The sequence below is a fragment of the Streptococcus parasanguinis genome (assembly GCF_009717775.1).
In the GTDB taxonomy this organism is placed as follows: domain Bacteria; phylum Bacillota; class Bacilli; order Lactobacillales; family Streptococcaceae; genus Streptococcus; species Streptococcus parasanguinis_AG.
The window spans coordinates 127,154-151,887 of sequence record NZ_WMZF01000007.1; the positions used below are offsets into that span (position 1 = coordinate 127,154).

21 protein-coding genes and 1 other RNA gene are annotated in these 24,734 nt (G+C 43.3%); 3 read left to right on the top strand and 19 right to left on the bottom strand.

Going from position 1 to position 24,734, the window contains the following annotated elements; translation table 11 throughout:
• The 17 genes from GMC92_RS08465 to GMC92_RS08555 all read right to left on the bottom strand — a co-directional run.
• Positions 1–1,733 (bottom strand): C69 family dipeptidase (locus GMC92_RS08465; RefSeq protein ID WP_241672900.1); only part of this gene is annotated, 1,733 nt, incomplete at its 3' end.
• Positions 1,734–2,146: 413 nt separating this feature from the next.
• A complete protein-coding gene (locus GMC92_RS08475; RefSeq protein WP_024054928.1) occupies positions 2,147–2,824 on the bottom strand; it encodes a rhomboid family intramembrane serine protease in 678 nt (225 codons plus the stop codon).
• Entirely contained in the window at positions 2,808–3,347 is a 540-nt protein-coding gene (locus GMC92_RS08480) for a 5-formyltetrahydrofolate cyclo-ligase (RefSeq protein WP_061591264.1), read from the bottom strand. The genes GMC92_RS08475 and GMC92_RS08480 overlap by 17 nt, the downstream gene beginning before the upstream one ends.
• A 109-nt stretch (positions 3,348–3,456) precedes the next feature.
• Positions 3,457–4,590 (bottom strand): N-acetyldiaminopimelate deacetylase, encoded by a 1,134-nt coding sequence (locus GMC92_RS08485; RefSeq protein ID WP_061591265.1) that lies wholly within the window; start codon positions 4,588–4,590, stop codon positions 3,457–3,459.
• A 53-nt stretch (positions 4,591–4,643) separates the two neighbouring features.
• Positions 4,644–5,342, bottom strand: a complete 699-nt coding sequence (dapD, locus tag GMC92_RS08490; RefSeq protein ID WP_003016885.1) for a 2,3,4,5-tetrahydropyridine-2,6-dicarboxylate N-acetyltransferase — start codon at positions 5,340–5,342, stop codon at positions 4,644–4,646.
• 65 nt (positions 5,343–5,407) lie between these two features.
• On the bottom strand, positions 5,408–6,646 hold the full coding sequence (locus tag GMC92_RS08495) for a hypothetical protein (RefSeq protein WP_155200162.1): 1,239 nt from the start codon (positions 6,644–6,646) through the stop codon (positions 5,408–5,410).
• A gap of 39 nt (positions 6,647–6,685) precedes the next feature.
• On the bottom strand, positions 6,686–7,591 hold the full coding sequence (locus GMC92_RS08500; RefSeq protein ID WP_155200163.1) for a hypothetical protein: 906 nt from the start codon (positions 7,589–7,591) through the stop codon (positions 6,686–6,688).
• Positions 7,592–7,605: 14 nt separating this feature from the next.
• On the bottom strand, positions 7,606–8,295 hold the full coding sequence (locus tag GMC92_RS08505; RefSeq protein ID WP_155200164.1) for a hypothetical protein: 690 nt from the start codon (positions 8,293–8,295) through the stop codon (positions 7,606–7,608).
• Between the two features lie 5 nt (positions 8,296–8,300).
• Positions 8,301–9,008, bottom strand: coding sequence for a hypothetical protein (locus tag GMC92_RS08510; RefSeq protein ID WP_049483074.1), 708 nt, complete (start codon positions 9,006–9,008; stop codon positions 8,301–8,303).
• Positions 9,009–9,115: 107 nt separating this feature from the next.
• On the bottom strand, positions 9,116–10,204 hold the full coding sequence (locus GMC92_RS08515; protein ID WP_155200165.1) for a hypothetical protein: 1,089 nt from the start codon (positions 10,202–10,204) through the stop codon (positions 9,116–9,118).
• Positions 10,205–10,322: 118 nt separating this feature from the next.
• Positions 10,323–11,219 (bottom strand): LPXTG cell wall anchor domain-containing protein, encoded by an 897-nt coding sequence (locus tag GMC92_RS08520; protein ID WP_223345558.1) that lies wholly within the window; start codon positions 11,217–11,219, stop codon positions 10,323–10,325.
• A gap of 288 nt (positions 11,220–11,507) precedes the next feature.
• Positions 11,508–12,857, bottom strand: a complete 1,350-nt coding sequence (locus tag GMC92_RS08525) for a glucose-6-phosphate isomerase (protein ID WP_003008998.1) — start codon at positions 12,855–12,857, stop codon at positions 11,508–11,510.
• A gap of 579 nt (positions 12,858–13,436) precedes the next feature.
• Positions 13,437–13,517: signal recognition particle sRNA small type (gene ffs, locus GMC92_RS08530), an RNA gene on the bottom strand.
• 43 nt (positions 13,518–13,560) lie between these two features.
• Positions 13,561–14,070 (bottom strand): tRNA adenosine(34) deaminase TadA, encoded by a 510-nt coding sequence (gene tadA, locus GMC92_RS08535; RefSeq protein WP_173019416.1) that lies wholly within the window; start codon positions 14,068–14,070, stop codon positions 13,561–13,563.
• A 302-nt stretch (positions 14,071–14,372) separates the two neighbouring features.
• Entirely contained in the window at positions 14,373–15,950 is a 1,578-nt protein-coding gene (locus tag GMC92_RS08540) for an ATP-binding cassette domain-containing protein (protein WP_003016812.1), read from the bottom strand.
• A gap of 541 nt (positions 15,951–16,491) precedes the next feature.
• Positions 16,492–17,136, bottom strand: a complete 645-nt coding sequence (locus GMC92_RS08550) for an HAD family hydrolase (protein ID WP_003002091.1) — start codon at positions 17,134–17,136, stop codon at positions 16,492–16,494.
• Positions 17,137–17,350: 214 nt separating this feature from the next.
• Positions 17,351–18,643 carry an adenylosuccinate synthase gene (locus GMC92_RS08555; protein WP_049483459.1) on the bottom strand — a complete coding sequence of 431 codons (1,293 nt, stop codon included), beginning with the start codon at positions 18,641–18,643 and terminating at the stop codon, positions 17,351–17,353.
• A 296-nt stretch (positions 18,644–18,939) separates the two neighbouring features.
• Here GMC92_RS08555 and gshAB point away from each other — a divergent pair, with 296 nt between their 5' ends.
• Positions 18,940–21,195 carry a bifunctional glutamate--cysteine ligase GshA/glutathione synthetase GshB gene (gene gshAB / locus GMC92_RS08560; RefSeq protein WP_023024633.1) on the top strand — a complete coding sequence of 752 codons (2,256 nt, stop codon included), beginning with the start codon at positions 18,940–18,942 and terminating at the stop codon, positions 21,193–21,195.
• A 252-nt stretch (positions 21,196–21,447) separates the two neighbouring features.
• On the opposite strand, the gene GMC92_RS10945 is transcribed toward gshAB, so the two are convergent.
• Positions 21,448–21,576, bottom strand: a complete 129-nt coding sequence (locus tag GMC92_RS10945; RefSeq protein ID WP_003002006.1) for a hypothetical protein — start codon at positions 21,574–21,576, stop codon at positions 21,448–21,450.
• A 111-nt stretch (positions 21,577–21,687) separates the two neighbouring features.
• Between GMC92_RS10945 and hslO the strand changes: the two genes are divergently transcribed.
• Together hslO and dusB are read left to right on the top strand one after the other, a co-directional pair.
• A complete protein-coding gene (gene hslO, locus GMC92_RS08570; protein WP_049483457.1) occupies positions 21,688–22,560 on the top strand; it encodes an Hsp33 family molecular chaperone HslO in 873 nt (290 codons plus the stop codon).
• Positions 22,547–23,524 (top strand): tRNA dihydrouridine synthase DusB, encoded by a 978-nt coding sequence (gene dusB / locus GMC92_RS08575; RefSeq protein WP_049474202.1) that lies wholly within the window; start codon positions 22,547–22,549, stop codon positions 23,522–23,524. The genes hslO and dusB overlap by 14 nt, the downstream gene beginning before the upstream one ends.
• A gap of 463 nt (positions 23,525–23,987) precedes the next feature.
• On the opposite strand, the gene GMC92_RS08580 is transcribed toward dusB, so the two are convergent.
• Positions 23,988–24,674, bottom strand: a complete 687-nt coding sequence (locus tag GMC92_RS08580) for a YoaK family protein (RefSeq protein WP_155200168.1) — start codon at positions 24,672–24,674, stop codon at positions 23,988–23,990.
• Between the last annotated feature and the right edge of the window lie 60 nt (positions 24,675–24,734).

A 24,734-nucleotide genomic window follows, 5' to 3' on the forward strand; every position in this document is an offset into this window, starting at 1 on the left:
GTACTTGCTTCGGTGCTTGGTTTCGTTTCTTCCTTGCTTGGTTCTGTACTTGACTCTGTGCTTGGCTTCGTTTCTTCCTTGCTTGGTTCTGTACTTGACTCTGTGCTTGGCTTTGTTTCTTCCTTGCTTGGCTCGGTACTTGATTCTGTTGGATCCTTGTAGTCATCTGGTAAAGATGCACGGTATGGATCATCTGTACGACCTGCTTCTTTAAGAGTTGCAGATAATTCAGACTCATATTGCTTGAATTGTTTGAAGAGACGTTCAGACCGAGCTAAAGCATCCTCAGTCACTTTATCTTCAACTGCTTTTGCTGCAGCTTCATCCGCTTTCAAGGCTGCATATTTGCTATCACTAACCTTCTGTTCAATGATCAATTGTTCTTCGAGAGCTTTCCAGTGATTTTGAATCGATTTTCCAAAGAGGTCTTGATTATTGATGGCCATCTGGTCAATATGCCATACTGTCCAATACCATGAATTCGGATCATAGGTAGCAGTTTGAGGTTTGAAAGCTTTATAGGTATCCTTTACATTTCCATAGAAAGGAACATAAGGAGTGTTCCGAGATGGTCCCATACCAAGCCATAACGTACCACCAAATGATTTTGGAAGGTTTGGATTGATTTGGTAGACATGGGCATCGATGACGTTTTCGTTTCCTAAAGCATACTTGTATTGGTCTTTCCGAACAGTATCGTTGCTACCATTATCCCCTTGTTTCTTGACACCAATTTGATCATCTGGAACAAAACGACCATTTAAGTGTTCAAAACGGTTGCGTTGCAATGCAAAAGCATCTTCCAAAGTAAATTTCTTGTTTGGATCTGTTGGTGAGCGGAAGAGTTCATATTCATCATCTTCATAAGTCACTTTTGAGTTTGGATCCAAAAGAGTGATTCCTGCGTAAGTACGTGAACGGTCTCCTTCAGCATATTTTTCTGGTCCATAAGATTTAGCAATATGGAAGTTCCCATCTTTGTCTGTCTTGTAGTTACCAGATTCTTTAGCTACCTTTTCGACATCTTTCGAAGCGATCACGTTTTCCTTATCATTCAAATCCACATGACCAAGGTAGTAGGTATTTGCAAAGACTGCATATTTGTCCTCTGGGACTTTTACCGCTACATATTGGTGTCCAGAAAGAATTTCCATATACCAAGTTTCATTTTGGTCTGCAAAAACGACAACATTCCCTTCTGCCGATCCTTTTTCTTCAATGACTTTAGCTAGGAATTCAACCCCTTCACGAGCAGACTTAACGCGTGGTAACACTACGTCCAACATAGCAGCTTCTGGAATTCCGTTTTCTGTCAACGGGTCAGTCTTCAAGACTTTTTTGTTTGGAATTGCTGTAACAGTTGAGGTCATAGAAACACCGGCTTCGTTAAATCCGTGTTCACCAAAAGCACCGTTACTACCATCTCCACGAGCAGAGTCATAAGTCGCTGTGTATTTCATTTCACTAGCAGCATGTGGATAGGTAAAACCATTGGATTCGTCTTCCAGTTGATCCCCTTCCTTATAATTCTTCGCATCAACAACCACATAGTTCTTGTTGTGCTTGCCACCATTTGGATAGTAAGGGTAGTCTTCTGTCCGACCAAAGAGAGTGGTCCCATCCTTGGTCAATTGACGACCAATGATAAAGCCACAACAGGCTTGAACTGCTTGAACTGGTAGGAGCAAAAATGTCATTGCTACCAATGAAAGTTTAAACAACCATTTCTTCATGGCAAATCTCCTTTTCGAATGTCCCTTTTAAAAAAGGCACTATTCCTGATTTTTTATACTCCTAGTCTACCTCTTTTTAGTTATTTTTGCAAACGCTTACCAGACTTGTTTTTATTCTATTATTTCCTAAATTATCTTTCTATCAACTCATTTCTATGTAAATTATATATATTTATTGAGATTTCAAACAATTTTCTGTTAGTTTACGATTGCACTACATTTTTTAGGAAAAAAAGAGAGTGGGACAGAAATCGGTAATTCGTTAGAATTCGATTTCGTCGTCCCACCTCCGCACAGTTGAGTAGGGCTGTAAAAGCTGATGAAATCAGCGTAGTAGAGCCCACTCAACCACTGCGTCTTGCTCGACAATCCAAAAACAATTAAGAGGCTAGGACTTTTGTCCTAGCCTCTTCTTAAAATAGATTCAAGATTTTACCTAAGAAATAAAGCAAAAGTAAGAGATAAGATAGGGCAGCACTCATCTGATAGGTTCGGTTCATAAAACGAGCTTCCCCTCTTACTGGAAAGACATAAGCCAACATGACCCCAGCTACTAAACCACCGATGTGCCCCGCCATACTGATTCCTGGCATGAAGCTAAAGATCAAATTGACCACAATCAAGCTGGTATAGGACTGACTCAAATGGCGAATATAGGGACTTTGGACAATAAAACGCAAAGCACCAATGGTCCCAAACAGTCCAAAGAGGGCTGTAGAAGCTCCTGCCGCAATCACATCTGGCGTAAAAATAGCAACAAAAACATTGCCCATCATTCCTGATAAGAGATAAAGAGCTAAGAAAGCCTTCGATCCAAAGAGATCTTCTGCCAGACGTCCCAAGTAATAGAGGGTGATCATATTGAGCACAAAATGTTCTAGGCCGATATGAACAAATGTAGCTGTCACGATTCGCCATAACTGGCTTGGATCAGCTTCCACAACTTCTCCGATAATCCCACCGCTATAGTAAACAGCAGCACCCGTTTGGTAGTCACTTCCAAATCGGATAAACATGGAAAGAAAGACTGCCGTTGTGACGAGCAATAAGATGCTGGTCACAGGATAACGACGATCAAAGAGCAACTTCATAGACTAGCACCTCCTGAACTGCCTGATCAAACGTATCTGGCTGGAACTCCTTCTGCTGGATGGAATAAATCGTACTAACCGTTTTTCCAGTAAAATCTGCTAAATAACGATCATAATAGCCACCACCATAGCCAATTCGGTAGCCTTTTGACTGGAAGACCACGCCTGGTACATGGATCAGATCAATCTCTGACTGTTCCACAACCCTTCCTTTTTCATTGGGCTCCAACAAACCAAAGCGTGTCTTTTCTAAAATGTCAGGATCGTATTCCACAAATTCCATCCGCCCTTGTGGATAGGTACGGGGAACACAGACGCGTTTTCCAAGTTGAAGAGCAGCTTGGATCAAGCCAGCTGTGGAAACTTCATGGCCAAAAGACAGATAGGTCGCAAGGGTCTTTGCCTCCTGAAAAGCTGGTAACTCCAAGAGGCGCTGAGTCAGCTCTTCATCTGCTTGAGTTTTTATAGTTTGCGGCAGTGCTTTCATAGCTGCAATGGTTTCTTTTCGTAGTGTTTTCTTCATTCCCTACTCCTTTTGTCTAGCTTTTATTGTATCATTTTTTAGGAAAGATCCGAACAGTTTTTTTACAACAAAGAAAAAATCCAACTCCAGACGGAGTTGAATCATTCCTTTATTGGTTGGCCTTCATTTTCAAAAATTTACCAATGTTTTCCACAGCAAAGGGAAGGGCTGCTTCATTTGGGCTCATCTTCGGATGGTGCAAGGCATAAGGGGTATCAATCCCCAGCCAGAACATGACACCCGGGACTTTGCTCAAGAGAAAGCCGAAGTCTTCTCCTGTCATCGCAGGCAGAATATCAATCAGGTTCACGTCTTTCTCAGCTGTGAAAAAGTCCATGAGTTCTTTGGCCAATTCTGGTTGGTTTTCCACAGGCAGGTAGCCCCCTTGCTTGAGTTCCAGGTTCAATTTCACATCAAAGGCTGCTGCAACTCCTTCTGCAATGGCTTTGACCCGTTTTTGAGTCAAAAGGTTCATCTCCATGGTCAAGGTCCGAATGGTCCCATGAAGGAAGGCTGTCTCAGCAATTACATTATTGGTTGTTCCTGCATGCATGGAACCAAAGGTCACCACAGCCCCTTCAATCGGATCGACATTTCGACTCACGACCGATTGGACTTGGGTAATGAAGTAAGAGGCTGCTACAAGAGCGTCATTGGCCTCATGTGGAAAGGCGGCATGCCCTCCCTTTCCTGTAAAGGTGATCTTGACTTCACAGGTCCCCGCAAAAAGGGTACCCGTATTGGTCGCAATGTCCCCCACCTTCAAATCAGGGCGCACATGCAGACCATAAAATTCATCAGGGAGCCAGTCGCCAAAAGCATTGTCCTTATACATGAGCATTCCACCAGCCTCATTTTCTTCAGCTGGTTGGAAGAGAAAGAGCAGGTTATTTTTTGGTTGTACTTGGACCAGTTGATCCAAAAGTCCAAGGGCTGTCGTCATGTGCATATCGTGACCACAAGCATGCATCCGTCCTTCGTGCTTGGAGGCAAAATCAAGGCCCGTTTGTTCCACGATCGGTAAGCCATCGATATCTGTCCGCCAACCAATGGTTTTTTCAGGAGCAGACCCATGGAGATAAACCAGGATCCCGGTCCGCCAAGTCCGTTGCTCTACAAATTCCTTGCCCGCTGTGATCTCTGCGATTCTCTCTAAGAGGTAGGCTTGGGTTTCAAACTCTTCCAAGCCAATTTCAGGGATTTGGTGCAAATCCCGTCTGATTTTGATTAAATCCAATGTCATCGTCGTCTTCTTTCTATTAGAATAGAGGCCTTGCGGCCTCTACTATCAATATCTTATAAATTACGCAAGGCGTCTTCGAGTGCTGTTTTTTGTTGTGTTTTTTCATCGATTTCCTTGATGATACGAGCTGGGACACCAGCTACAACCACATTTTCAGGGACATCTTGAGTAACGATAGCGCCAGCGGCAACGACAGAACCGTTCCCTACTTGAACCCCTTCAATCACAACTGCATTGGCACCGACCAATACATTGTCACCGATCCGAACAGGCTCAGCAGAAGCTGGCTCAATGACACCCGCAAGAACGGCACCTGCACCGATGTGGCTGTTTTTACCAACTGTTGCACGGCCACCAAGGATAGCCCCCATATCAATCATGGTTCCTGCACCGATTTCAGCACCGATGTTGATGACAGCACCCATCATCACGACAGCATTGTCTTCGATGGTCACTTGGTCACGGATAATAGCACCTGGTTCAATACGTGCATTTAGATAGCGCTTATCCAGCAAGGGAACAGCTGAATTACGGCCATCTTGTTCGACCACATAATCCTTATTCTCTGTTAAGTTGGCAAGAAGCGGCTCGATATCTTTCCAATCACCGAACAACACATTACCTAGTTTTGTGACAGAAGCTGGAACAGCTGTTGCCAATTCCCCTTCAAAGGTTACTTTCACATTTGTTTTCTTTTCTGCATTTCCAATAAAAGCGATAATTTCTTGTGCAGACATTTTTTGTGCAGTCATGAGATTCTCCATTCATTTCAATTAAAGGTATCCATATTATACCACAATCCCAAAGAGATGAATACCTAAGGCGATGTGGATGTCGCCGGATCTTCGAGACCCTTGATTTCACTAATAGTTCGATTACTTCCAAAACGAATAATGACTGATCGCGAATCAGAAAGTTTATAGTAAAAGATTAAGAAGGACTCTGAACTCATCATACTCGACCAAGAAACACGGCTAGGAATTCCGACTGTATTCACAAGATCTGCATAGCTGGTTCCTATTTTAATATTGGCAAAATCCTCTCTGTTCAAACTGCCATTTTTATTGGCTAATCGCTCACTGTTTAAGTTCTCAAAATTAAGAGAAGATAGACGGCTACCAATCATATTTGAAAGTAAAACTGTTACGGAAGAAGGAGATCCTTCAGCCTCATAATCCAAGCTTGTCATGAAAGGACCGACACTACCCTCTTGGTAGGTTTCTTCCCCACTACTAGCCTTGCGCAGTACAGCTACCACATCCTGCGGAGACAGATAAGTTGAAGAGGTACGGCCTTGATCCCCCTCACTTAAACCAGGAATCAGGGAAATCGCCTTCTCATAGGTCACTTGAAACTGAAATTCCCCCTCCGGAGCAATCAAGGTACTCGTGCCACTCCTCAAGGTTTCCTTTCTGGTTCCATAAGACCGGCCAGTGCTTCCGTATTCACTAGTAGTAGAAGGAGCTTCCTCACTATGGATACCTCCTGAAGCTAGATAGGCAAATAATCCCAGCATGGCCAATAATCCAAAAAAGGCTGCTAGCGAAGACCCTCCACTATTAGAGGAAGGAGCGTAGTTCTTCGCCCTATTCGATTGGGAGTCTAGTACAGGTTGTCTTGGTTCTGGGCGCCTGCCTCCCCCTATTGAAGCCAGGTCAGCTTCTGAAATCAAGCGGCTCCCACCCTGGTGCTCTACTTTTTTCTCAGCTGAAGGAGACTGACCTATTGTATCTTGTGCTGGTGTTTCTGACCTTGCTTCTTCTGTTAGTGGTGTAGCAAGAACGACCTGAGCTGATTCGTCTTCAGGTGTAGCAAATGAGCCTTCCTTTGGATCATACGATTCCTCCTTCACACCAATCGCTGGTTCGTCTTTTCGTTCCTCTTCTTGTTTCACCTCTTCCTGAAAAGCAGGGACTTCTAGCACTTCTGGCTCTTTTGCGAGCGTATCTTCTAGCTTCTCAGGACTTCCTTTTTCTAAGGGTGCTTCTTTCGGCTGGCCTTTCGAAAACCGACTCTGGTGCTCATTTCGTAGATGCGACCAGTCTTTATTTCCCATTGTCCTCTCCTTTTATTTAAAATGCTTCGGCTGATTTTTTTACTGTGCTGTAGATGTAGAGGAAGCTGGTGTGGTCGCTACCTCTTTCGATTTGATATCCTTGATGGTTTGCCGGCCATCAAAATGGATTTGAACCGTTTGAGAATCCGATAATCGATAGGTAAAGGAAGGCGCTTCCCCGTAACCTAAAAGCCCAGATACATATATTTCATCCGGAATCCCTACCGTATTGAGTAGGTCTAAATAAGGCATTCCGACCTTGATAGTGGCAAAATCGTCCTTCGTCAAGCTCCCATTCTTATTCGCAAATCGGTCACTTTTTAAGTGTTTCAAACTTAAAAGAGAGATCCTGTAAAAGGCACCTGTTTTTTCAAGAAGAACCTTCCCATCTGCATCCTTTGATTGGTAATCTAATGTCAGCAAAAAGGGACTGGAACTGCTATCACTATACGTTGCTTCCCCACTCCTCGCTTTACCTAATGCTGCAACGACATCTTGTGGGTCTACCGTCCCAAAAGAGGTCTTTTTTTCTTCCACTGCAAAATTAGGAATGAGAGACATGGCCTTTTCATAGGTTGGCTGAAATTGAAATTCATTAGCTGAGGCGATATAAGAACTATTTTCACTGGTCAGATATTCCGTTCTGATACCATCACGTGATAAACCATTGATCCCCTCACTCGAAGAAGATGAAGAAGAGCTTTTATTAACTTCGTTTTGAAGCACAAACACAAAAGCCATAAACAAGGCGAACCACCCAAAAAATCGCAAAAGCGAACCAATCCCCTCTTTTGAGGAAGAAGGGGAAGACGCCATTGTATCTGAATGGCTTCTAGTATCCTGATGATTGTCCATCCCTATTGAAGCAAGGTCAGCTTCTGAAATCAAGCGGCTCCCACCCTGGTGAGAGGAAGCTGCCTTGATGTCTGTCCGTTGATCGTCCAATGATATCTCCTTTCTTATACCAACACTAATTTCTTGGCTTTTTTCTTGAATTCCATCACCACTTCTGGCTGCCCTGGTAGCTGGTAAGTCGCGCGATAGCCCATTCCGCCATCTGGCATTTCCCCCCAGACCAAGCGTTGAGGATTTCCTAGTTGCTGAATAAGCTGGGCGAATTCTGTACCTTTTTTCTCTTTTTCAGTAGTGATTTCTTTCTCACTGCTTGTCTTCTCTTTTGCGTCCAACAAATTCGTCGCATCCACTGTCGTCAAGCGATACCCCTGGTCTCTTTCCTGTTCAAACCACAAGGTCACACTTTTCTTTCCCTGATCGGTTTGCTTAGCCGCATAGGTCAAGACGAGAACCGTTTTATCCCCTTGAGCTGTCTTTGTATACTTAACTTTTTGGGCTTTCCCCCATTCCGTCACAACTGTTTCCAAGCGGGTTCCTGGTTGCTGAGTCTGCTTGAGACGAACTTTCAAATTCGCCACAGCTTCGATGGTCCATTTAAACTGCTTGATTTCTTGTTCCTTGCTGACCAAATTCTGATAATCCTTTGGCTGGAAATGGGCAAGTGTTTGGTCCTCCTTGGTATCGGTTCCTTGCTCTTGCACCTGGATGCTTGCAATCGCAAGTAACACTCCTAAAACAAAACACAAAAACGGCAGCAAGAGTTCTTTTCGATTCTTTTTCATCCACTCGATCATCTGCTTCACCCCTTCTTCGTCAAACGATACTGACCAGTCTGGTCACGTTCAAAGGTTAAAGAGACCAGTCCATCTGTCACCTGATAAGACAGGGCTAGGACTTGCTTGTCCTTTTCAGAGGTCAAACTAAGAGAATTGGGAAGACCTGATTTTTTCAAGACATCTTCTACTGCTGTCCCCTTTTCCTTTTTTCCATCTAGTGTCTGATAGCCTGTAAAATCTACCAGTTTTACGTTCTTTTTGCTCTGATAGTGAGACGACTTTGGTGCAAATCCTTGAATCGAGCTCAAATAAAAATCATCATCCTGCTTTTGAAATTCTATGGTATAAGGATAGAGCCCCTTCACAGAAGCCCCATAGCCTAACTGGACTTGTGCTCCAAAACTCGTATCTTCTTGTGTAAAGCTCGCTGCTTTTCCAAATTTTTTGACGAATGCAGACAAAGTCACCCAACTTTTTTGTACCTTTCCTTCTCCCCTTGCAAGCTCTAATGACAACAAGTCTTCTAGAGCCGGCTCTTTTGAAGAAGGAGCGACAAATTGTTGGCTTGCTTCTTGCATTCGAGATAGGCTCAGCAAACGGTCTTTTGGTAAGGTTTTAACCGGATGAATCATAAACACCAAGCAAGCCCCAACGACAAAAGCTAGCAAAGCCCCTGCAGCTTTTTGGAGGATCCGCTTATGACGTTCTATCCACTGTTTCATTTCTTCCATCCTTCATGCTCTTTCTATTCAAACTCTTTCTATTGTATAGAAAATTAGCGTATTTGTCTCGTCTTATCCCAAAAAAGAGGCGCTTGCCTCTTTCTTGTCTTATCCTTTTAATAGCTGTCTTTACTACTCAAGAGGAAATCTCCATTTTCTTGGCGAATAAAGGTCAAATCTACATAGTCCCCGTTTTTCTTTTGGAAGTCCATGACCAACTCTATCTCGTCTGAATCATCAGATGAACTCACCGTCAGATTGACCGCATCACCGTATTTTTCTAAAAGCTCTTTGTAAGAGGTTCCTCCAGCACCGGTCTCACTATTTCCAACTTTGAATCCATCTGCAAAGTTGTCCTCAACCGTAAGATTTTTCCCAAATTGATTAAATTCAAATTTGACAAGCTGTAATTCTTTTCCTCTCTTAGAGTAGGTCGCTTTTACCTCTTTATTATAAGAGTTATCATCCCAGAATAATTTCAATTCCCCACTATCAAATTGAACGGAACTAGCCTTTCCATAAGCGTCGACCATTTCCTCAGGAGTCTCCCCAGAATCCTTTCCCGTCAAAAACTGAAGTTGCTCGATATCAGATTGTTCCCAGCTAAAATTGGCTTCCGCGTCTTCAGAAGTCAATTGCTCCAAATCGATATTGGAAGAAGAACCAGATTGGTTGCCTGACCAAGAAGTCTGCTTTCTAGATGGTGACGTACTAGGGCTAGCATGACCAATCAAATAGCCACTGACACCACCGATAAGAATCCCAACTAAAATCCCAAGGGCAAAACGAATCGCCTTCTTGTCTGCAGTATCCATCGGTCTTCCAACAGGAGAAAGAGGAGCTTGTGGAATAGGTGTCTCAGGAACAGGCACTGTCTGCGGACCAATTGGTTCAGCTGCCATATTTTGAGGAGCTTGTGGTGCAGGCTGGAATGGAGGAGTCGGTTGGGGAGCAACAACTACATCCGGATGTTCTCCAACAGTTGCTTCATCCATCTTTGGAGGCTCCACTGTTTCTGAAACAGCTGGCTCGTCTGCTTCTTCTTTCATTGCTTCCATCTCCGTCACTGAAAGGCCACTAGCTTCTGGAACGACCAAGTCTTCGGCTTCTTCTTTTGGGACAAAGGCTGGCGCAGCCACATCAAATTGAGGCGCACCCTCTACGGGAGTATGTTTCATAAATTGTTCTTGATCTTTCTCGGACATTTCGAATTCTCCTTTTTATTCTTCTCTTCTACTATAACATAAAACCAAGCAAGGACCAACTCCTGTCTTGATAGACTAAAAAAGATCGGAGAGATATCCGACCTTTTAGATGCTTATCTTAAAATTTCTTGCGAAGGGAGACAATAGCAAGCCCTGCAAGTGAGAGCAAGCCCAATGTTGCCAAAACGACACCTGTTTCTTGACCTGTTTTTGGCAATAAACGGCCAACGACAGATTTGCTTGAGTCGCTTGAATTTGAGGAAGAACTAGAAGAAGAGCTTGAGCTCGATGAAGAAGTTGAACTTGAGGAATTTGAAGATGAGCTGCTTGAAGATGAGCTCGATGAGCTACTTGAGCTAGAAGACGAACTACTTGAGCTACTTGAACTAGAAGATGAGCTACTTGAGCTTGAAGATGGGCTTGTTGTACTTGGTGAAGTGGATCCTCCTGTCTCAGAACCGTTATAGCCTGCAATGAAATTACGATAAATTGGGTTTGAACTTGCAAGTGAATCCACCATCAAGCGTCCTGACCCATCGTAAGCAAGGGACACTGTTACTTCCCCTTCTCCATTATCCAACTGTTTAAAGCGACCATCATCTTTTGTGGTTTGACGAATGTAGAGTTTAACAGTTCCAGAATTCAGTCCAGAGAGATCCACATCATCAAATTCGATCGTCCCATCTGCTGTATTTTGCCCTTTAGCAACGGTCTCTTCTTCGCCACCTTCAGATTTGTAAATCAATGCAAATTGGTAGGCTCCTGCATCATGCGCACTTTCTTTCTTGCCTTCACGCGCTCCCACTACATCGACACGACCTGTTTTCAATTTCAAAGAAAGCTGATTCGATTCAAAACCTTCATAAGTTGGTTGTTGAACAAGGTCTAGCTGACCATTTTTGTACTCATAAATCGCAGCTTTTGTATTCGCAGAAACCGGGTGAGCAACAGCCATTCCACCAAGCATAGATGAAAGTAACAAGAATTTAGCCAAGTTCTTTTTCATAATTTTCATTCCCTTTTCAATTATTTTCATTCATCTTTTATTTTATATTATGAAACAACAAATGACAACTTTTATATTCAAATAACTTTTTATATTAAAGGATTTGAGTATAAAATCCGTGCCGGTAACTATTGCTCTTCTAGAAACCCTATAGTATCAGTAGTTTAGCAATGAGATAACCATATGATCAGGAGAAATAACTAGCTAGTGTTTTTATAGTTGAATCTAAGGGGAAATTTTATGAAACTATTTTGCAGACAAAAAAACGACCTCTTACGAGATCGTTTTGTCTATTGATTAAAGACGAGCGTTGAGTTCTGCTCCAAGTTCTTCAAATCCTGGTTTACCAAGAAGGGCAAACATATTTTTCTTGTAAGCTTCAACACCTGGTTGGTCAAATGGGTTGATCGCATTCAAGTAACCTGAAAGGGCGATTGCCAATTCGAAGAAGTAGATGGCATAACCAAGAGTGAAGGCATCTTGCTCAGGAAGAGTTACGTACATGTTTGGTACGTCACCGTCTGTGTGGGCAAGAAGAACACCGTCAGTTGCTTTTTTGTTAACGAAGTCAACGTCTTTTCCTTGAAGATAACCAAGTCCGTCAAGGTCTTCTTCCAAAGTAGGGATGATCACGTTCTTACGTGGTTTGTCCACACGGACAACTGTTTCAAACATGATACGAGTTCCTTCTTGGATAAATTGACCTAATGAGTGCAAGTCTGTTGAGAAGTTAGCTGAAGTTGGGTAGATCCCTTTTTGGTCTTTTCCTTCTGACTCACCAGCCAATTGTTTCCACCATTCTGAGAAGTATTGAAGAGATGGCTCGTAGTTTACCAAGATTTCAGTAGCATATCCTTTACGGTAAAGGATGTTACGAACAGCTGCGTATTGGTAAGCTTCGTTTTCAGAAAGTTTGTCTGAAGTGTATTCTTTACGGGCTGCATTCGCACCTTCCATAAGGGCTTTGATATCAGCACCTGATGCAGCAATTGGAAGCAATCCAACTGGTGTCAAGACTGAGAAGCGTCCACCGATATCATCTGGAACTACAAATGTTTCCCAACCATTGGCATCTGCTTCTACTTTTACAGCACCTTTGGCACGGTCAGTTGTTGCGTAGATCCGTTTGTTGGCTTCTTCTTGACCATATTTCTTCACCAAGAGTTCTTTGAAGACACGGAAAGCGATCGCTGGTTCAGTTGTAGTACCGGATTTAGAAATCACGTTGACTGAGAAATCTTTATCTGAAACATACTCTACCAAGTCAGCAAGGTAAGTTGATGAGATTGAGTTTCCAGCATAAAGGATTTGTGGCGCTTTGCGTTCTTCTTTGGTTTGCAAGTTTGCAAAGTGGTGGTTCAAGAAGTCAATAGCTGCTTTCGCACCAAGGTATGATCCACCGATACCGATCACGACCAAAACATCGCTGTCTGATTTGATTTGTTCAGCAGCTTTCAAGATGCGGTCAAATTCTTCACGGTCATAATTTTCAGGAAGGTCCAACCATCCTAGGAAGTCGCTACCAGCACCTGTTCCTTTGCGGATCAATTCGTCTGCTGCAGTCACTTGTGGTTGCATATATTCCACTTCGTGTGGGGCAACAAATTTACCCAAAACTTTTGAGTAGTCAAATTTAATATGAGACATGTTATTCCTCCAAATTTTGTTCTTCTCTATGATATCGCTTTACACGGATTAAATCAAGGGAAACCAATCTATAAAACGTTTTCATTTGCTAATTTTTTTATTTTCACAAATCAAGCAACGACGCAATAGCAATCGTTTGCATATTTGTACTATTTTGGGCTAAAAAATCAAAAAAAGAAGCTTCTCACGAAACTCTATTTTTTTTCTTTTATTCTTTGGATATGAAAGTCATTTCTACATGACTCTGGTGAATGATAGCCCTCACGTCGCTTCGCTCCTCAGGATCAATATCTCTAAACTCGGTTGCGCCTTACAGGCTTGACTGATTTACGCTATAGCCCTCACGTCGCTTCGCTCCTCAGGGTCAATATCTCTAAGCTCGGTTGCGCCTTACAGGCTTGACTGATTTACGCTATAGCCCTCACGTCGCTTTGCTCCTCAGGATCAATATCTCTAAGCTCGGTTGCGCCTTACAGGCTTAATTTATTTACGCTATAGCCCTCACGTCGCTTTGCTCCTCAGGATCAATATCTCTAAGCTCGGTTGCGCCTTACAGGCTTACCTCACTAAGAGCTATAGAAAAAAGAGCACACAGTTCACTTCGCTTAGGGCTGCTGGATTCCTCCCCTGACCCGCTTCACGCAGAACTGTTGCTCCGATAGGTATTATATCATAATTTGTTCGATTTGCAAAGGTCCGGTTTTTATTCTTGTGTTTCGGCCTTGGCTGCGAGCTTGGCTTGTTTTTTTCGTTCCCGACCTTGTCGGAAGAAGGTCTGCATGATGGCTGCACATTCTGCTGCCAAGATTCCTGTTTCTACTTCGACTCGGTGATTGAGGCGTTCATCTGCCAAAATGTCGTAGAGACTACCTGCTCCACCGAACTTCTGATTGGTCGCCCCGTAAATCACCTGGGGAATCCGAGCTAGACCAATGGCACCACTACACATGACACAGGGCTCAATCGTGACAAAAAGCGTCGTATCCAGCAGGCGCCAGCTATTTTCACGCTGATTGGCCTCCTCGATCGCCATGATTTCCGCATGCATGACCGCCCGCTGCAGCTCCTCACGCGCATTATGTCCACGCCCGATAATCTGACCATCCTTGACCAAGACACAGCCAATCGGTATTTCATCATTGGCGAGGGCAATCTCCGCCTCCTTCAGGGCTTCCCTCATAAACATCGCTTTTTCCTCTATCGTGTAGTCCATCTCTTCCTTCTTCCTTTTAGTTTCTTTGTTCATTATACCATAGGCAGCTTACGACTCACAAAAAAAGCCGCCGATTGGGCGACTCTTATGGGAGATTATTATGAAAAAGTTTAGGAGGTTTAAACAAAGTTAGGAGGTCTTTGTTTATGCTTCTAGTATAGCTGGCCTATCTTAAATAAAGCTTAAGTTCTCTGAGTATTGATGATTTTGGAAATATCACCACTTAGAATCTCAAAAATATCTGACAAATTGCTGGCTTACTACTATCCGCTTTGTCGCAGAACCAACTATTGTGGCATCGCTCATCCTTTACGTAACTCAAGGATTTGGTCATAGCGCTCTTCTTCATCAATATGATGGGCTATTTCTAGTACCGTGATCGGCAAAGAAAAGATTAGGTCTCTAACCAGACGACTATTTTTTTCGTCCAAAGCTGATGTCACTTCGTCCGCTAATAAAATATCCTTCTCGCGTAAGAGAAAACGAGCCAACTCTAATCTGACACGCTGACCTCCTGAAATGTTTTCACCATTATTATGAATTTCTACATTCAAAATATCCTGAAATTCATCTATTAAGCCAACTCGGTCCAATACCTCCAATAATTCATGGTCCTGAAAAGGCTGACCAAAAGTTAGATTATAGCGGATAGTATCGTTAAACAGGAAGGGATGCTGGCTAATTAAACCGATATTCCCTTGGAAATGACTCGTTATTTGATTTCCATCATACTGAACGAAAATGTCACCCTCATCACATACTTCTTCTCCTAAAATCAAGCGAAAAAGAGTCGTCTTTCCAGACCCGCTCGGTCCTTTGATTAAGACCTTCTGACCTACTGAAATCGTCGCCGTCAAATCAGAAAAAAGCTGACGTTCAGCAAAACTTTTTGAAATATGATTTAAGCGCAACGATTCGAGATTTTCAACAAATTGATCCTTTGTCTCTTCGAAATCAGGTTCTTCCTCGATAATCTTAAACAGGCGGTTCGCAGTCGGCAAGGCACCTTGGAGATTGGCTGCACTGTACATCAGAGTTTGGATCGGTTCTACCAGCATCCCCGCAGCAACATACATAGAGATGAGGCTTGTAATAGAAATAGAATTTCCCTGTAAACTCAAATAAAAGCCTAAAGCAAGAGGAACAACCTGACTAAAAAAGACCATAAATCCATTAAAGAAAAAAATAATATTATGTGTGAAACAAAATCTTTGGATGGCTTTTTGATATTCTCCGTTTAAATCATTCACGCGCTCTTCATTCAGCCTCATGGCCTGATTAATCCGTAAGGTTTGGCTGCCTTGCATACTATCCGAGACAAGCCCATGTAATTTCGTTCTAAGCTTGGACCAGCTGTCTCCCGAATCTTGTAAACGACGATTCATGATGAACTGAGGAATAGGTCTCATAATCGTAAAAATGACAAAAATAAGTCCTAAGAGAAAATTTTGTGAAACAATATAAATGGCTGTAACAAGGGCGACAAATCCCCAACTCACCATAACATTTATATTTTCCAAATAATTATCGCCCACATATTCCATATCTTGAGTTAGCAGACTAACTTTTTCATCATTGGAAAATTTAGGATTCAATATGACTTTCTTAAATAAAAGGGCACGGACACTTTTGTTGATTTCTCTTCGGAATATATTGTGCGAATAGTTTGAAAACAGCATCAGACTATAAATAACAAGATAGACAGACAAACCAAATAAAACAAAATTGAGAATTTTTCCATAAGAAAGGCCGTCTTGATCTAACTTCAAGGCCTTCGTTAAAATCAGAGGTTGCGCCAACACCAAACCACTATTCACAATACGCCCTAAAAAAATAGGAAAAAGATACTTCTTATCAATGTACTTATAAATATTTCTCATAATTATCATCCATCAAAATAGAGGGCTAGCACAACCCTCTTCTCTAATTTATTTAAAATCGTGATTATTTACAATCACAATTATAGTTAAATACTCTAGGTTTAGCATTCATTTTGTCATCGAATTTGTTATTCACTTTAACCTACACCGAAAATTACAATCTCCATGTGTCAAAATTGTTAGTTCCAATAATTCAGCATCTGTATCGCTTATTTTAGATAGATACTTTTCGACCTCATACTCACCCTCACTTAAATATTTATTTTTATCAAGATAAGCATGAAACTCTTTCCTAATCACATCATTGCTGTCGACTACTCTATTCAATTCATTCGTAAGAAAAAATGAATGATTGGTTTTAGTATTAAAATACAACGTACCATCATCAGTACTATATTTTAATATATATCGTGACAAATTCATATTATCACCTCTTAATCTGTGTGACTTAACCTACAGTAAGTATACACCGATAGAAATATTAAATAAAGCAATATTCAGCAGATTAGAAAAGTTCCAACTTTTAATATTTTGGAAAAGGTTATCCTATAAAAGCTGCAATTTCGCCAACTTCTTGAGCAATATAGGTGGCGCCGGCTTCTTCCAATTCTTCCCTGCTTCCAAAGCCATAAAGGACACCGATAGAATCAAGCTTTTGCGCTTGAGCGCCAAGCACATCGTGCTCCCTGTCTCCAATCATGATGGTATGCGCCAAATCTGTAATCCCATTTTGCTCCAAGGCATACTGGATAACATCGCTTTTTTTACTACGTTTTCTATCCATGGTCGCACCAGCGACAAAGTCAAAATAATCATACAAACCAAAGTGTTTGAGAATTTGAATGGAAAATTCTTCAGGCTTTGACGTAGCTACAATCAACTGTTTGCCAGCCTGCTTGAGAGAAGCCAGCAAGTCAGGAACGCCTAGATAGACCTCATTTTCATAAAGGCCTTTTTCGGAAAAATACTCATGATAGTAGTCAATGGCCTTTAAACATTCTTCCTTAGAAAATCCATAAAAGCGCTCAAAAGACTCCTGCAAGGGCGGACCGATGAAAACTCTCAATGCTTTCTTGTCTGGCACTTGAATCCCATATTTTCCTAAGGCATAGGCCACCGAGTTGGTAATCCCTAGTTCTGAATTGGTCAAGGTGCCGTCTAGGTCAAATAAAATCGTTTGATACATTTTTTCCTCTTTCTGCTTTCAAAAAGAGGCTGGGACAAAAGTCCTAGCCTCTCAATTGTCTTTGGATTGTCGAGCAAGACGCAGTGGTTGAGTGGGCTCTACTACGCTGATTTCATCAGCTTTTACAGCCCTACTCAACTGTGCGGAGGTGGGACGATGAAATCGAATTCTAACGAATGACCGATTTCTGTCCCACTCTCTTATCTTCATTTGCTTATAAACTAGACCACACACTTTCAAGGATATTGGTTTGGTCACGATCTGGTCCGACTGAGAAGGTTGAAATGCGCACACCAACTAATTCACCGACACGGCGGACATAGTTGCGGGCATTTTCTGGAAGCTCATCCAAGTGGCGGACACCTGTGATGTCTTCTGACCAGCCTGGTAATTCTTCATAGATTGGTTTGCAACGTTTGAGTTGCTCCAAGCTTGCTGGGTAGTGGTCGATGCGTTCCCCATCCAAGTCGTAGGCTACACAGATTTTCACTGTATCCAAGCCGGACAGAACGTCGATCGAGTTCAAGCTAAGGTTGGTAATTCCTGACACGCGACGGCTATGGCGCATGACAACTGAGTCAAACCAACCAACACGACGAGGACGACCGGTTGTTGTCCCATACTCATGGCCGACTTCACGGATCCGATCACCCACTTCATCGAAGAGTTCCGTAGGGAATGGGCCATCTCCGACACGGCTGGTATAGGCTTTACATACACCGACAACCTTGTCGATCTTGCTTGGACCGACACCTGATCCGATGGTCACCCCACCTGCAACAGGGTTTGAAGAGGTTACAAATGGATAAGTTCCTTGGTCGATATCCAACATAACCCCTTGGGCTCCTTCAAAGAGCACGCGCTTGCCGTTGTCCAAAGCATCGTTCAAGATAACAGAAGTATCGGTTACATATTGTTTGATTTGTTGACCATATTCATAGTATTCTTCGAAGATATCGTCAAAGGAAAGAGCCTCTGCTTCATAGAGTTTGGTAAATTGACGGTTCTTTTCTTCCAAGTTGATGCGCAGGCGTTCTGCAAAAACGTCGCGGTCCAAAAGATCCGCGATCCGGATTCCCACACGCGCAGCCTTGTCCATGTAAGCTGGTCCAATCCCTTTAATCGTCGTTCCGATTTTGTTGTCCCCTTTTGACTCTTCTTGGAGACGGTCCAATTCGATGTGGTAAGGAAGGATGACATGGGCGCGGTCTGAAATACGCAAACTGTCTGTTGATACCCCTTCTTCATGGAGATAAGCCAACTCTTTGACCAATGATTTCGGGTTGACAACCACCCCATTTCCAATCACAGAGATCTTTTCAGGGAAGAAGATACCAGAAGGAATCAAGTGCAACTTGAACTTTTTGCCATCAATCACGATGGTGTGACCGGCATTGTCCCCACCTTGGTAGCGAGCAATGACTTCTGCATTGGCTGATAGGAAGTCTGTAATCTTCCCTTTTCCTTCATCTCCCCACTGGGTTCCTACAACAACTACTGATGTCATATCTTTGTCTGAGCTATATAGCTCGTCCTTTCTTGAAAAGCAGGCAGGAATCTCACCTGCGATTATGTTTTATACCTCATTATATGAAAAATTTGACAATTTTTCAAGGAGGGTTCATCATTTCATTTGTTTTTTCTCTTATGTAGACGAATTACATTTTTACAAAATATGTATTTTCTGAATTTTAGTACTTAATTTAAAATAAAAGTTCGGAATTTTTGTAAAATCGTAGCGAAAATTTGCTTTCTTTTTCCGTTTGTAATAGACTAAAATAACTACCATAGGACGGTGAAACGATGACGATTAATCAATTACTGCAGAAACTGGATACATCAAGCCCTATTCTCCAAGCGACCTTTGGTCTGGAGAGGGAAAATCTGCGAGTGACAACTGATGGACACTTAGCTCAAACTGCTCATCCGAGTCAGCTTGGTTCCCGCAATTTCCACCCGACCATCCAAACAGACTTCAGCGAACAACAACTGGAACTAATTACACCTATTGCTCACTCTACTAAGGAAGCGCGGCGCTTACTGGGAGCTATCAGCGATGTGGCAGGCCGCTCAATTGACCAGAGTGAATGCCTGTGGCCTCTGTCCATGCCACCGCAGCTGACTGAAGAAGATATTATCATCGCCCGTCTGGAAAACGAATACGAACGCCACTACCGAGAGGGTTTAGCGAAAAAATATGGCAAAAAACTACAGGCCATCTCTGGCATCCACTACAACATGGAGCTAGGGAAAGATCTGGTCGCTGCTCTCTTTCAAGTCAGCTCCTATCATTTACTCAAGGACTTTAAAAATGACCTCTATCTCAAACTGGCTCGAAACTTTCTGCGTTTCCGATGGCTCTTAACCTATCTCTACGGTGCTGCTCCTCTGGCAGAAGCCGGCTTCTACAGTCAGGAATACCCGCAGCCTATCCGCTCTTTTCGCAACAGCGACTATGGCTATGTCAATGACGAGAATATTCAGGTGTCCTACACTTCTTTGGAGCAATATGTAACCGATATTGAAAACTACGTTCAGTCTGGCGAGCTCAGTGCTGAAAAAGAATTTTACTCAGCCGTTCGCTTCCGTGGACAGAAGCACAATCGCGCCTATCTGGAGCAGGGTATCACCTATCTGGAATTCCGCTGCTTCGATCTCAATCCTTTTGACCATTTGGGCATTAGCCAAGAGACCTTAGATACTGTCCATCTCTTTTTACTGGGCCTGCTCTGGCTAGATGATGTAGAAAATGTTGATGCAGTATTAAAAGCTGCCCATGATTTGAACCAGAAAATTGCTTGTAGCCACCCGCTGACTGCCCTGCCAGATGAGGCAGACAGCTCAGCCCTTCTCCAAGCCATGGAAGAGCTCATCCAGCATTTTGAACTGCCAACTTACTATCAAACTTTGCTGGACCAGATGAGAGAGGCTCTCTTACATCCTCAGCTGACACTGTCAGGACAGCTCCTGCCCCATATCCAGCAAGATTCCTTAACAGCTTTTGGTCTAGAAAAAGCAGAAGAATACCACCGCTATGCCTGGACTGCTCCTTATGCCCTCAAAGGCTACGAAAATATGGAACTGTCCACCCAGATGCTACTCTTTGATGCTATTCAAAAGGGGCTAAATGTCGAAATTTTAGATGAAAAGGACCAATTTCTCAAGCTTTGGCATGGTAGTCATGTAGAATATGTCAAGAACGGCAATATGACCTCCAAGGATAACTATGTCATCCCTTTGGCCATGGCCAATAAAACAGTCACCAAAAAGATTTTGGCAGCAGCTGACTTTCCCGTTCCGGCTGGAGCAGAATTTTCTTCTCTAGAAGAGGGACTGGCCTACTACCCTTTGATTAAGAACCGAGAAATTGTTGTCAAACCCAAGTCAACTAACTTCGGACTGGGCATCTCTATCTTCCAAGAGCCAGCTAGCCTGGAAGCTTATCACAAGGCTCTGGAGATTGCTTTTTCAGAAGATGTCGCCGTCTTAGTGGAGGAATTTATCGCTGGAACGGAGTACCGCTTCTTTGTCTTAGACGGACAATGCCAAGCAGTCCTCTTGCGAGTGGCGGCCAATGTCGTCGGAGACGGTCAGCATACCGTGAGAGAATTGATTGCCATCAAAAATGACAATCCTCTGCGGGGCCGAGATCATCGTTCACCGCTTGAAATCATTGAACTGGGGGACATTGAACTGCTCATGCTGGACCAGCAAGGCTATGGACCAGATGATATCCTGCCTGCTGGAGTCAAGGTTGACTTGCGGCGCAATTCCAACATTTCTACTGGCGGAGACTCGATTGATGTCACAGACAGCATGCACCCATCTTATAAGGAACTCGCTGCGGACATGGCAAAGGCTATGGGAGCCTGGGCCTGTGGCGTTGATCTCATCATCCCTGACAGCTCTGCTATTTCCACAAAGGAAAATCCCAACTGTACCTGCATCGAGCTCAACTTCAATCCTTCTATGTATATGCACACCTATTGTGCTGAGGGGCCGGGACAAAGCATTACTCCGAAAATACTAGCTAAACTTTTCCCAGAAATGGACCTATAAAGTAAGAAAACGCAGAAGATGTCTCTGCGTTTTTGTTTTGTAACCGAGGTAGAGTTTTAGATGATAACCTAAAAAGATTAAGCATGGTCCTCCTACAAGTTTAAAATAGCAAGTCATTTGCTGTAAAATCATCCTCTAACAAGCAAATTTCAAACCTCTCCTGCATATAGCAGAGGAAATCTTCCCTTTTTCCCAAAAAGAATCATAGGCCGCGAATACAAGGCTAGTATCATCTGAACAAGTTCCAGCCAGTTACTGTTGGCTTCCATAGCCCACCATCTCAATCGCTTTAAAACTGCCTCGGGTTAAAAATTCATACGGAACCCCTAATGCATCAGCTACCGCCAAACCATAGACTGCCGCTTTCAAAGATTGGTTCATGCTAGCCTCCTTTGTTTTATTATACTATTTTTGGTCTTAAAATTCTTCCTAACCCCAAAAAACAAGCGCAGGCCTGCGCCTGTTTTTCTATTTTGTGCTAAAATAGTAGATATGGACAAAATTATTAAAACTATCTCAGAAAGCGGCGCTTTTCGTGCCTATGTACTAGACAGTACAGAAACCGTACGAACAGCCCAAGAAAAACATCATACACAAGCTAGCTCCACGGTCGCACTTGGCCGTACCCTCATTGCCAGTCAAATCTTGGCAGCAAACGAGAAAGGAGATACTAAAATTACGGTCAAAGTCCTTGGGACTAGCTCACTCGGAGCCATCATCACCGTGGCAGACACCAAGGGAAATGTTAAAGGCTACGTACAAAATCCTGGAGTGGATATCAAGAAGACAGCAACTGGTGAAGTCCTGGTGGGACCATTTGTCGGAAACGGAGAATTCCTGGTCATCACTGACTATGGTACGGGCAATCCTTATAACTCCATGACCCCTCTTGTCACAGGTGAAATCGGAGAAGACCTGGCCTTTTATCTGACGGAAAGCCAACAAACACCTTCTGCAGTTGGACTCAATGTTCTGTTGGATGACGAAGACAAGGTCAAGGTGGCTGGTGGTTTCTTGCTTCAGGTCTTGCCAAATGCCAAGGAAGAAGAAATCGCGCGCTTTGAAAAACGCATCCAAGAAATGCCTGCTATTTCAACACTTTTGGAATCTGAAGATCATATTGAAGCTCTTCTTTCTGCTATCTATGGGGATGAACCTTTCAAACGCCTCTCTGAAGAAGAACTTCGCTTCCAGTGCGACTGCAGCCGTGAGCGCTTTTTGAACGCTTTAGCAAGTCTGCCAGCTAGTGATCTAGAAGAGATGAAAGATGAAGATCACGGTGCAGAGATTACCTGCCAATTCTGCCAAACACACTACCACTTTGACGAAAATGACTTGGAGGAACTCATTCGTGACAAATCTTAATACGCCATTTATGATCGGGGATGTCGAAATCCCTAACCGTACCGTCCTAGCCCCAATGGCCGGAGTGACCAACTCAGCTTTCCGGACCATTGCCAAAGAACTGGGGGCAGGGCTCGTTGTGATGGAAATGGTCTCTGACAAGGGAATCCAGTACAACAATGAAAAGACGCTTCACATGCTCCATATCGATGAAGGAGAAAACCCTGTATCGATCCAACTCTTTGGAAGTGACGAAGATAGCCTGGCACGCGCAGCTGAATTTATCCAAGAAAATACCAAGACCGATATCGTCGATATCAACATGGGTTGCCCGGTGAATAAAATCGTCAAGAACGAGGCTGGTGCGATGTGGCTCAAGGACCCAGACAAGATCTACTCCATCATCAATAAGGTTCAATCCGTCCTTGATATCCCTCTGACTGTCAAAATGCGGACAGGTTGGTCAGACCCTTCTCTAGCAGTTGAAAATGCGCTCGCTGCCGAAGCTGCGGGTGTCTCTGCCCTTGCCATGCATGGACGGACTCGGGAGCAAATGTATACGGGGCATGCGGATCTTGAGACCCTTCACAAGGTTGCACAGGCCCTAACTAAGATTCCATTTATCGCAAACGGAGATATCCGTACGGTTCAAGACGCCAAACAACGGATCGAAGAAGTCGGTGCTGATGCGGTCATGATTGGTCGCGCTGCTATGGGCAATCCTTATCTCTTCAACCAAATCAATCACTACTTTGAAACAGGAGAAATCCTGCCTGATTTGACTTTTGAAGACAAAATGAAGATTGCTTACGAACACTTGAAACGCTTGATCGATCTCAAAGGTGAGCACATTGCCGTTCGTGAATTCCGTGGTCTCGCCCCTCACTACCTCCGTGGTACCTCAGGTGCAGCTAAACTACGCGGCGCCATCTCCCAAGCTAGCACTCTGGCTGAGATTGAAGAACTCTTACAATTAAAAGTATAGAAATACAAAAAGAGGCTGGGACAAAAGTCCTAGCCTCTCAATTATTTTTGGATTGTCGAGCAAGACGCAGTGGTTGAGTGGGCTCTACTACGCTGATTTCATCAGCTTTTACAGCCCTACTCAACTGTGCGGAGGTGGGACGACGAAATCGAATTCTAACGAATTACCGATTTCTGTCCCACTCTCTGTACTATTTTTAAATAAAATAAGTTAAGCAATTCTGCAAAGAAATATAAATATGTTTTAATTTTTTGAGCGAATCAAAAAAATACCGAAACTTTCCGCTGTGAGAAAAGTGCCTGAAACACGATTGTTTCAGGCACTCGGGAGTTTTGAGACCTTAGGCTCAAAACTAAGTCATGGAACTTCTTCGAAGTTCGCTGACGTCCGTACTCACCTAAGGAAAGTTTCTAAGATGGCTTTGTCATTAATCTAAAACAGGACCTCACACGGGGTCCTGTTTCTATAGATTGTCTGTTTGCAGGCCGAGTTGTTTGACTCTGGCGGTGTAGTAGGTCATGATCAAAAAGAGGTTGGCTGTGATCAGCCAGATGGCCCATTGGTGAATGAAATGCATGAGGATGGCTACGCTAATAGCTCCCGCAATAAAGCTTCCAACGACAATCCCGTAATTCATCGCTTGTCTGCGATACTCGTCCAAATCTCCCTTTCCTCGAGTGATTCGGTACAAGGCCGTCAGCATCTTGCGGTAATTTCCGGAAGTCATAAAGATCACGTAAGGATGGGTTTCAATCAAGCTTCCTGTAAAGGTCAACATCATCATCCCTGTCCCAAAAGCAATAAAGGGAACTTCTACAGGTGGTATGACAGACACCAAGGGAATCAGGAGTGTCACCACAAACAAAGGAATCAACATCTTGATCCGCCAAAAGGCTGTCTTGCGATACTCTCTGATATGGAGGGCAACCACAAAGCCGATCGAGAAAAATAAAATAGATGAAAAACGCATGATGGTATTTTCGACACGGGGATCGTGCCAATCAGCGATGAGAAGCAGTAGGTTCCCCGTTTGGGTCGCGACCAAACTCCGATAGTGCATGTGGCAAAAGACATCGAGGCCTCCTCCTATAAAACCAAGCAGAGCCCCCATCAGTCGTGTATTTTGTGGTAAAATTATTTTTTCTTCCATAGTCTTGTCTCTTTTGATCTCAATTATGTTTATTATACCACTTTGCACACAAGTGGAGCA

What these genes read in the sequence shown, in the direction of transcription:
- GMC92_RS08475 (WP_024054928.1), bottom strand. Translation starts at nt 2,824, where the DNA reads ATGAAGTTGCTCTTTGATCGTCGTTATCCTGTGACCAGCATCTTATTG.
- GMC92_RS08480 (WP_061591264.1), bottom strand. Translation starts at nt 3,347, where the DNA reads ATGAAGAAAACACTACGAAAAGAAACCATTGCAGCTATGAAAGCACTG.
- GMC92_RS08485 (WP_061591265.1), bottom strand. Translation starts at nt 4,590, where the DNA reads ATGACATTGGATTTAATCAAAATCAGACGGGATTTGCACCAAATCCCT.
- dapD (WP_003016885.1), bottom strand. Translation starts at nt 5,342, where the DNA reads ATGACTGCACAAAAAATGTCTGCACAAGAAATTATCGCTTTTATTGGA.
- GMC92_RS08495 (WP_155200162.1), bottom strand. Translation starts at nt 6,646, where the DNA reads ATGGGAAATAAAGACTGGTCGCATCTACGAAATGAGCACCAGAGTCGG.
- GMC92_RS08505 (WP_155200164.1), bottom strand. Translation starts at nt 8,295, where the DNA reads ATGATCGAGTGGATGAAAAAGAATCGAAAAGAACTCTTGCTGCCGTTT.
- GMC92_RS08510 (WP_049483074.1), bottom strand. Translation starts at nt 9,008, where the DNA reads ATGGAAGAAATGAAACAGTGGATAGAACGTCATAAGCGGATCCTCCAA.
- GMC92_RS08515 (WP_155200165.1), bottom strand. Translation starts at nt 10,204, where the DNA reads ATGTCCGAGAAAGATCAAGAACAATTTATGAAACATACTCCCGTAGAG.
- GMC92_RS08520 (WP_223345558.1), bottom strand. Translation starts at nt 11,219, where the DNA reads ATGAAAATTATGAAAAAGAACTTGGCTAAATTCTTGTTACTTTCATCT.
- GMC92_RS08525 (WP_003008998.1), bottom strand. Translation starts at nt 12,857, where the DNA reads ATGTCTCATATTAAATTTGACTACTCAAAAGTTTTGGGTAAATTTGTT.
- tadA (WP_173019416.1), bottom strand. Translation starts at nt 14,070, where the DNA reads ATGGACTACACGATAGAGGAAAAAGCGATGTTTATGAGGGAAGCCCTG.
- GMC92_RS08540 (WP_003016812.1), bottom strand. Translation starts at nt 15,950, where the DNA reads ATGAGAAATATTTATAAGTACATTGATAAGAAGTATCTTTTTCCTATT.
- GMC92_RS08550 (WP_003002091.1), bottom strand. Translation starts at nt 17,136, where the DNA reads ATGTATCAAACGATTTTATTTGACCTAGACGGCACCTTGACCAATTCA.
- GMC92_RS08555 (WP_049483459.1), bottom strand. Translation starts at nt 18,643, where the DNA reads ATGACATCAGTAGTTGTTGTAGGAACCCAGTGGGGAGATGAAGGAAAA.
- gshAB (WP_023024633.1), top strand. Translation starts at nt 18,940, where the DNA reads ATGACGATTAATCAATTACTGCAGAAACTGGATACATCAAGCCCTATT.
- GMC92_RS10945 (WP_003002006.1), bottom strand. Translation starts at nt 21,576, where the DNA reads ATGAACCAATCTTTGAAAGCGGCAGTCTATGGTTTGGCGGTAGCTGAT.
- hslO (WP_049483457.1), top strand. Translation starts at nt 21,688, where the DNA reads ATGGACAAAATTATTAAAACTATCTCAGAAAGCGGCGCTTTTCGTGCC.
- GMC92_RS08580 (WP_155200168.1), bottom strand. Translation starts at nt 24,674, where the DNA reads ATGGAAGAAAAAATAATTTTACCACAAAATACACGACTGATGGGGGCT.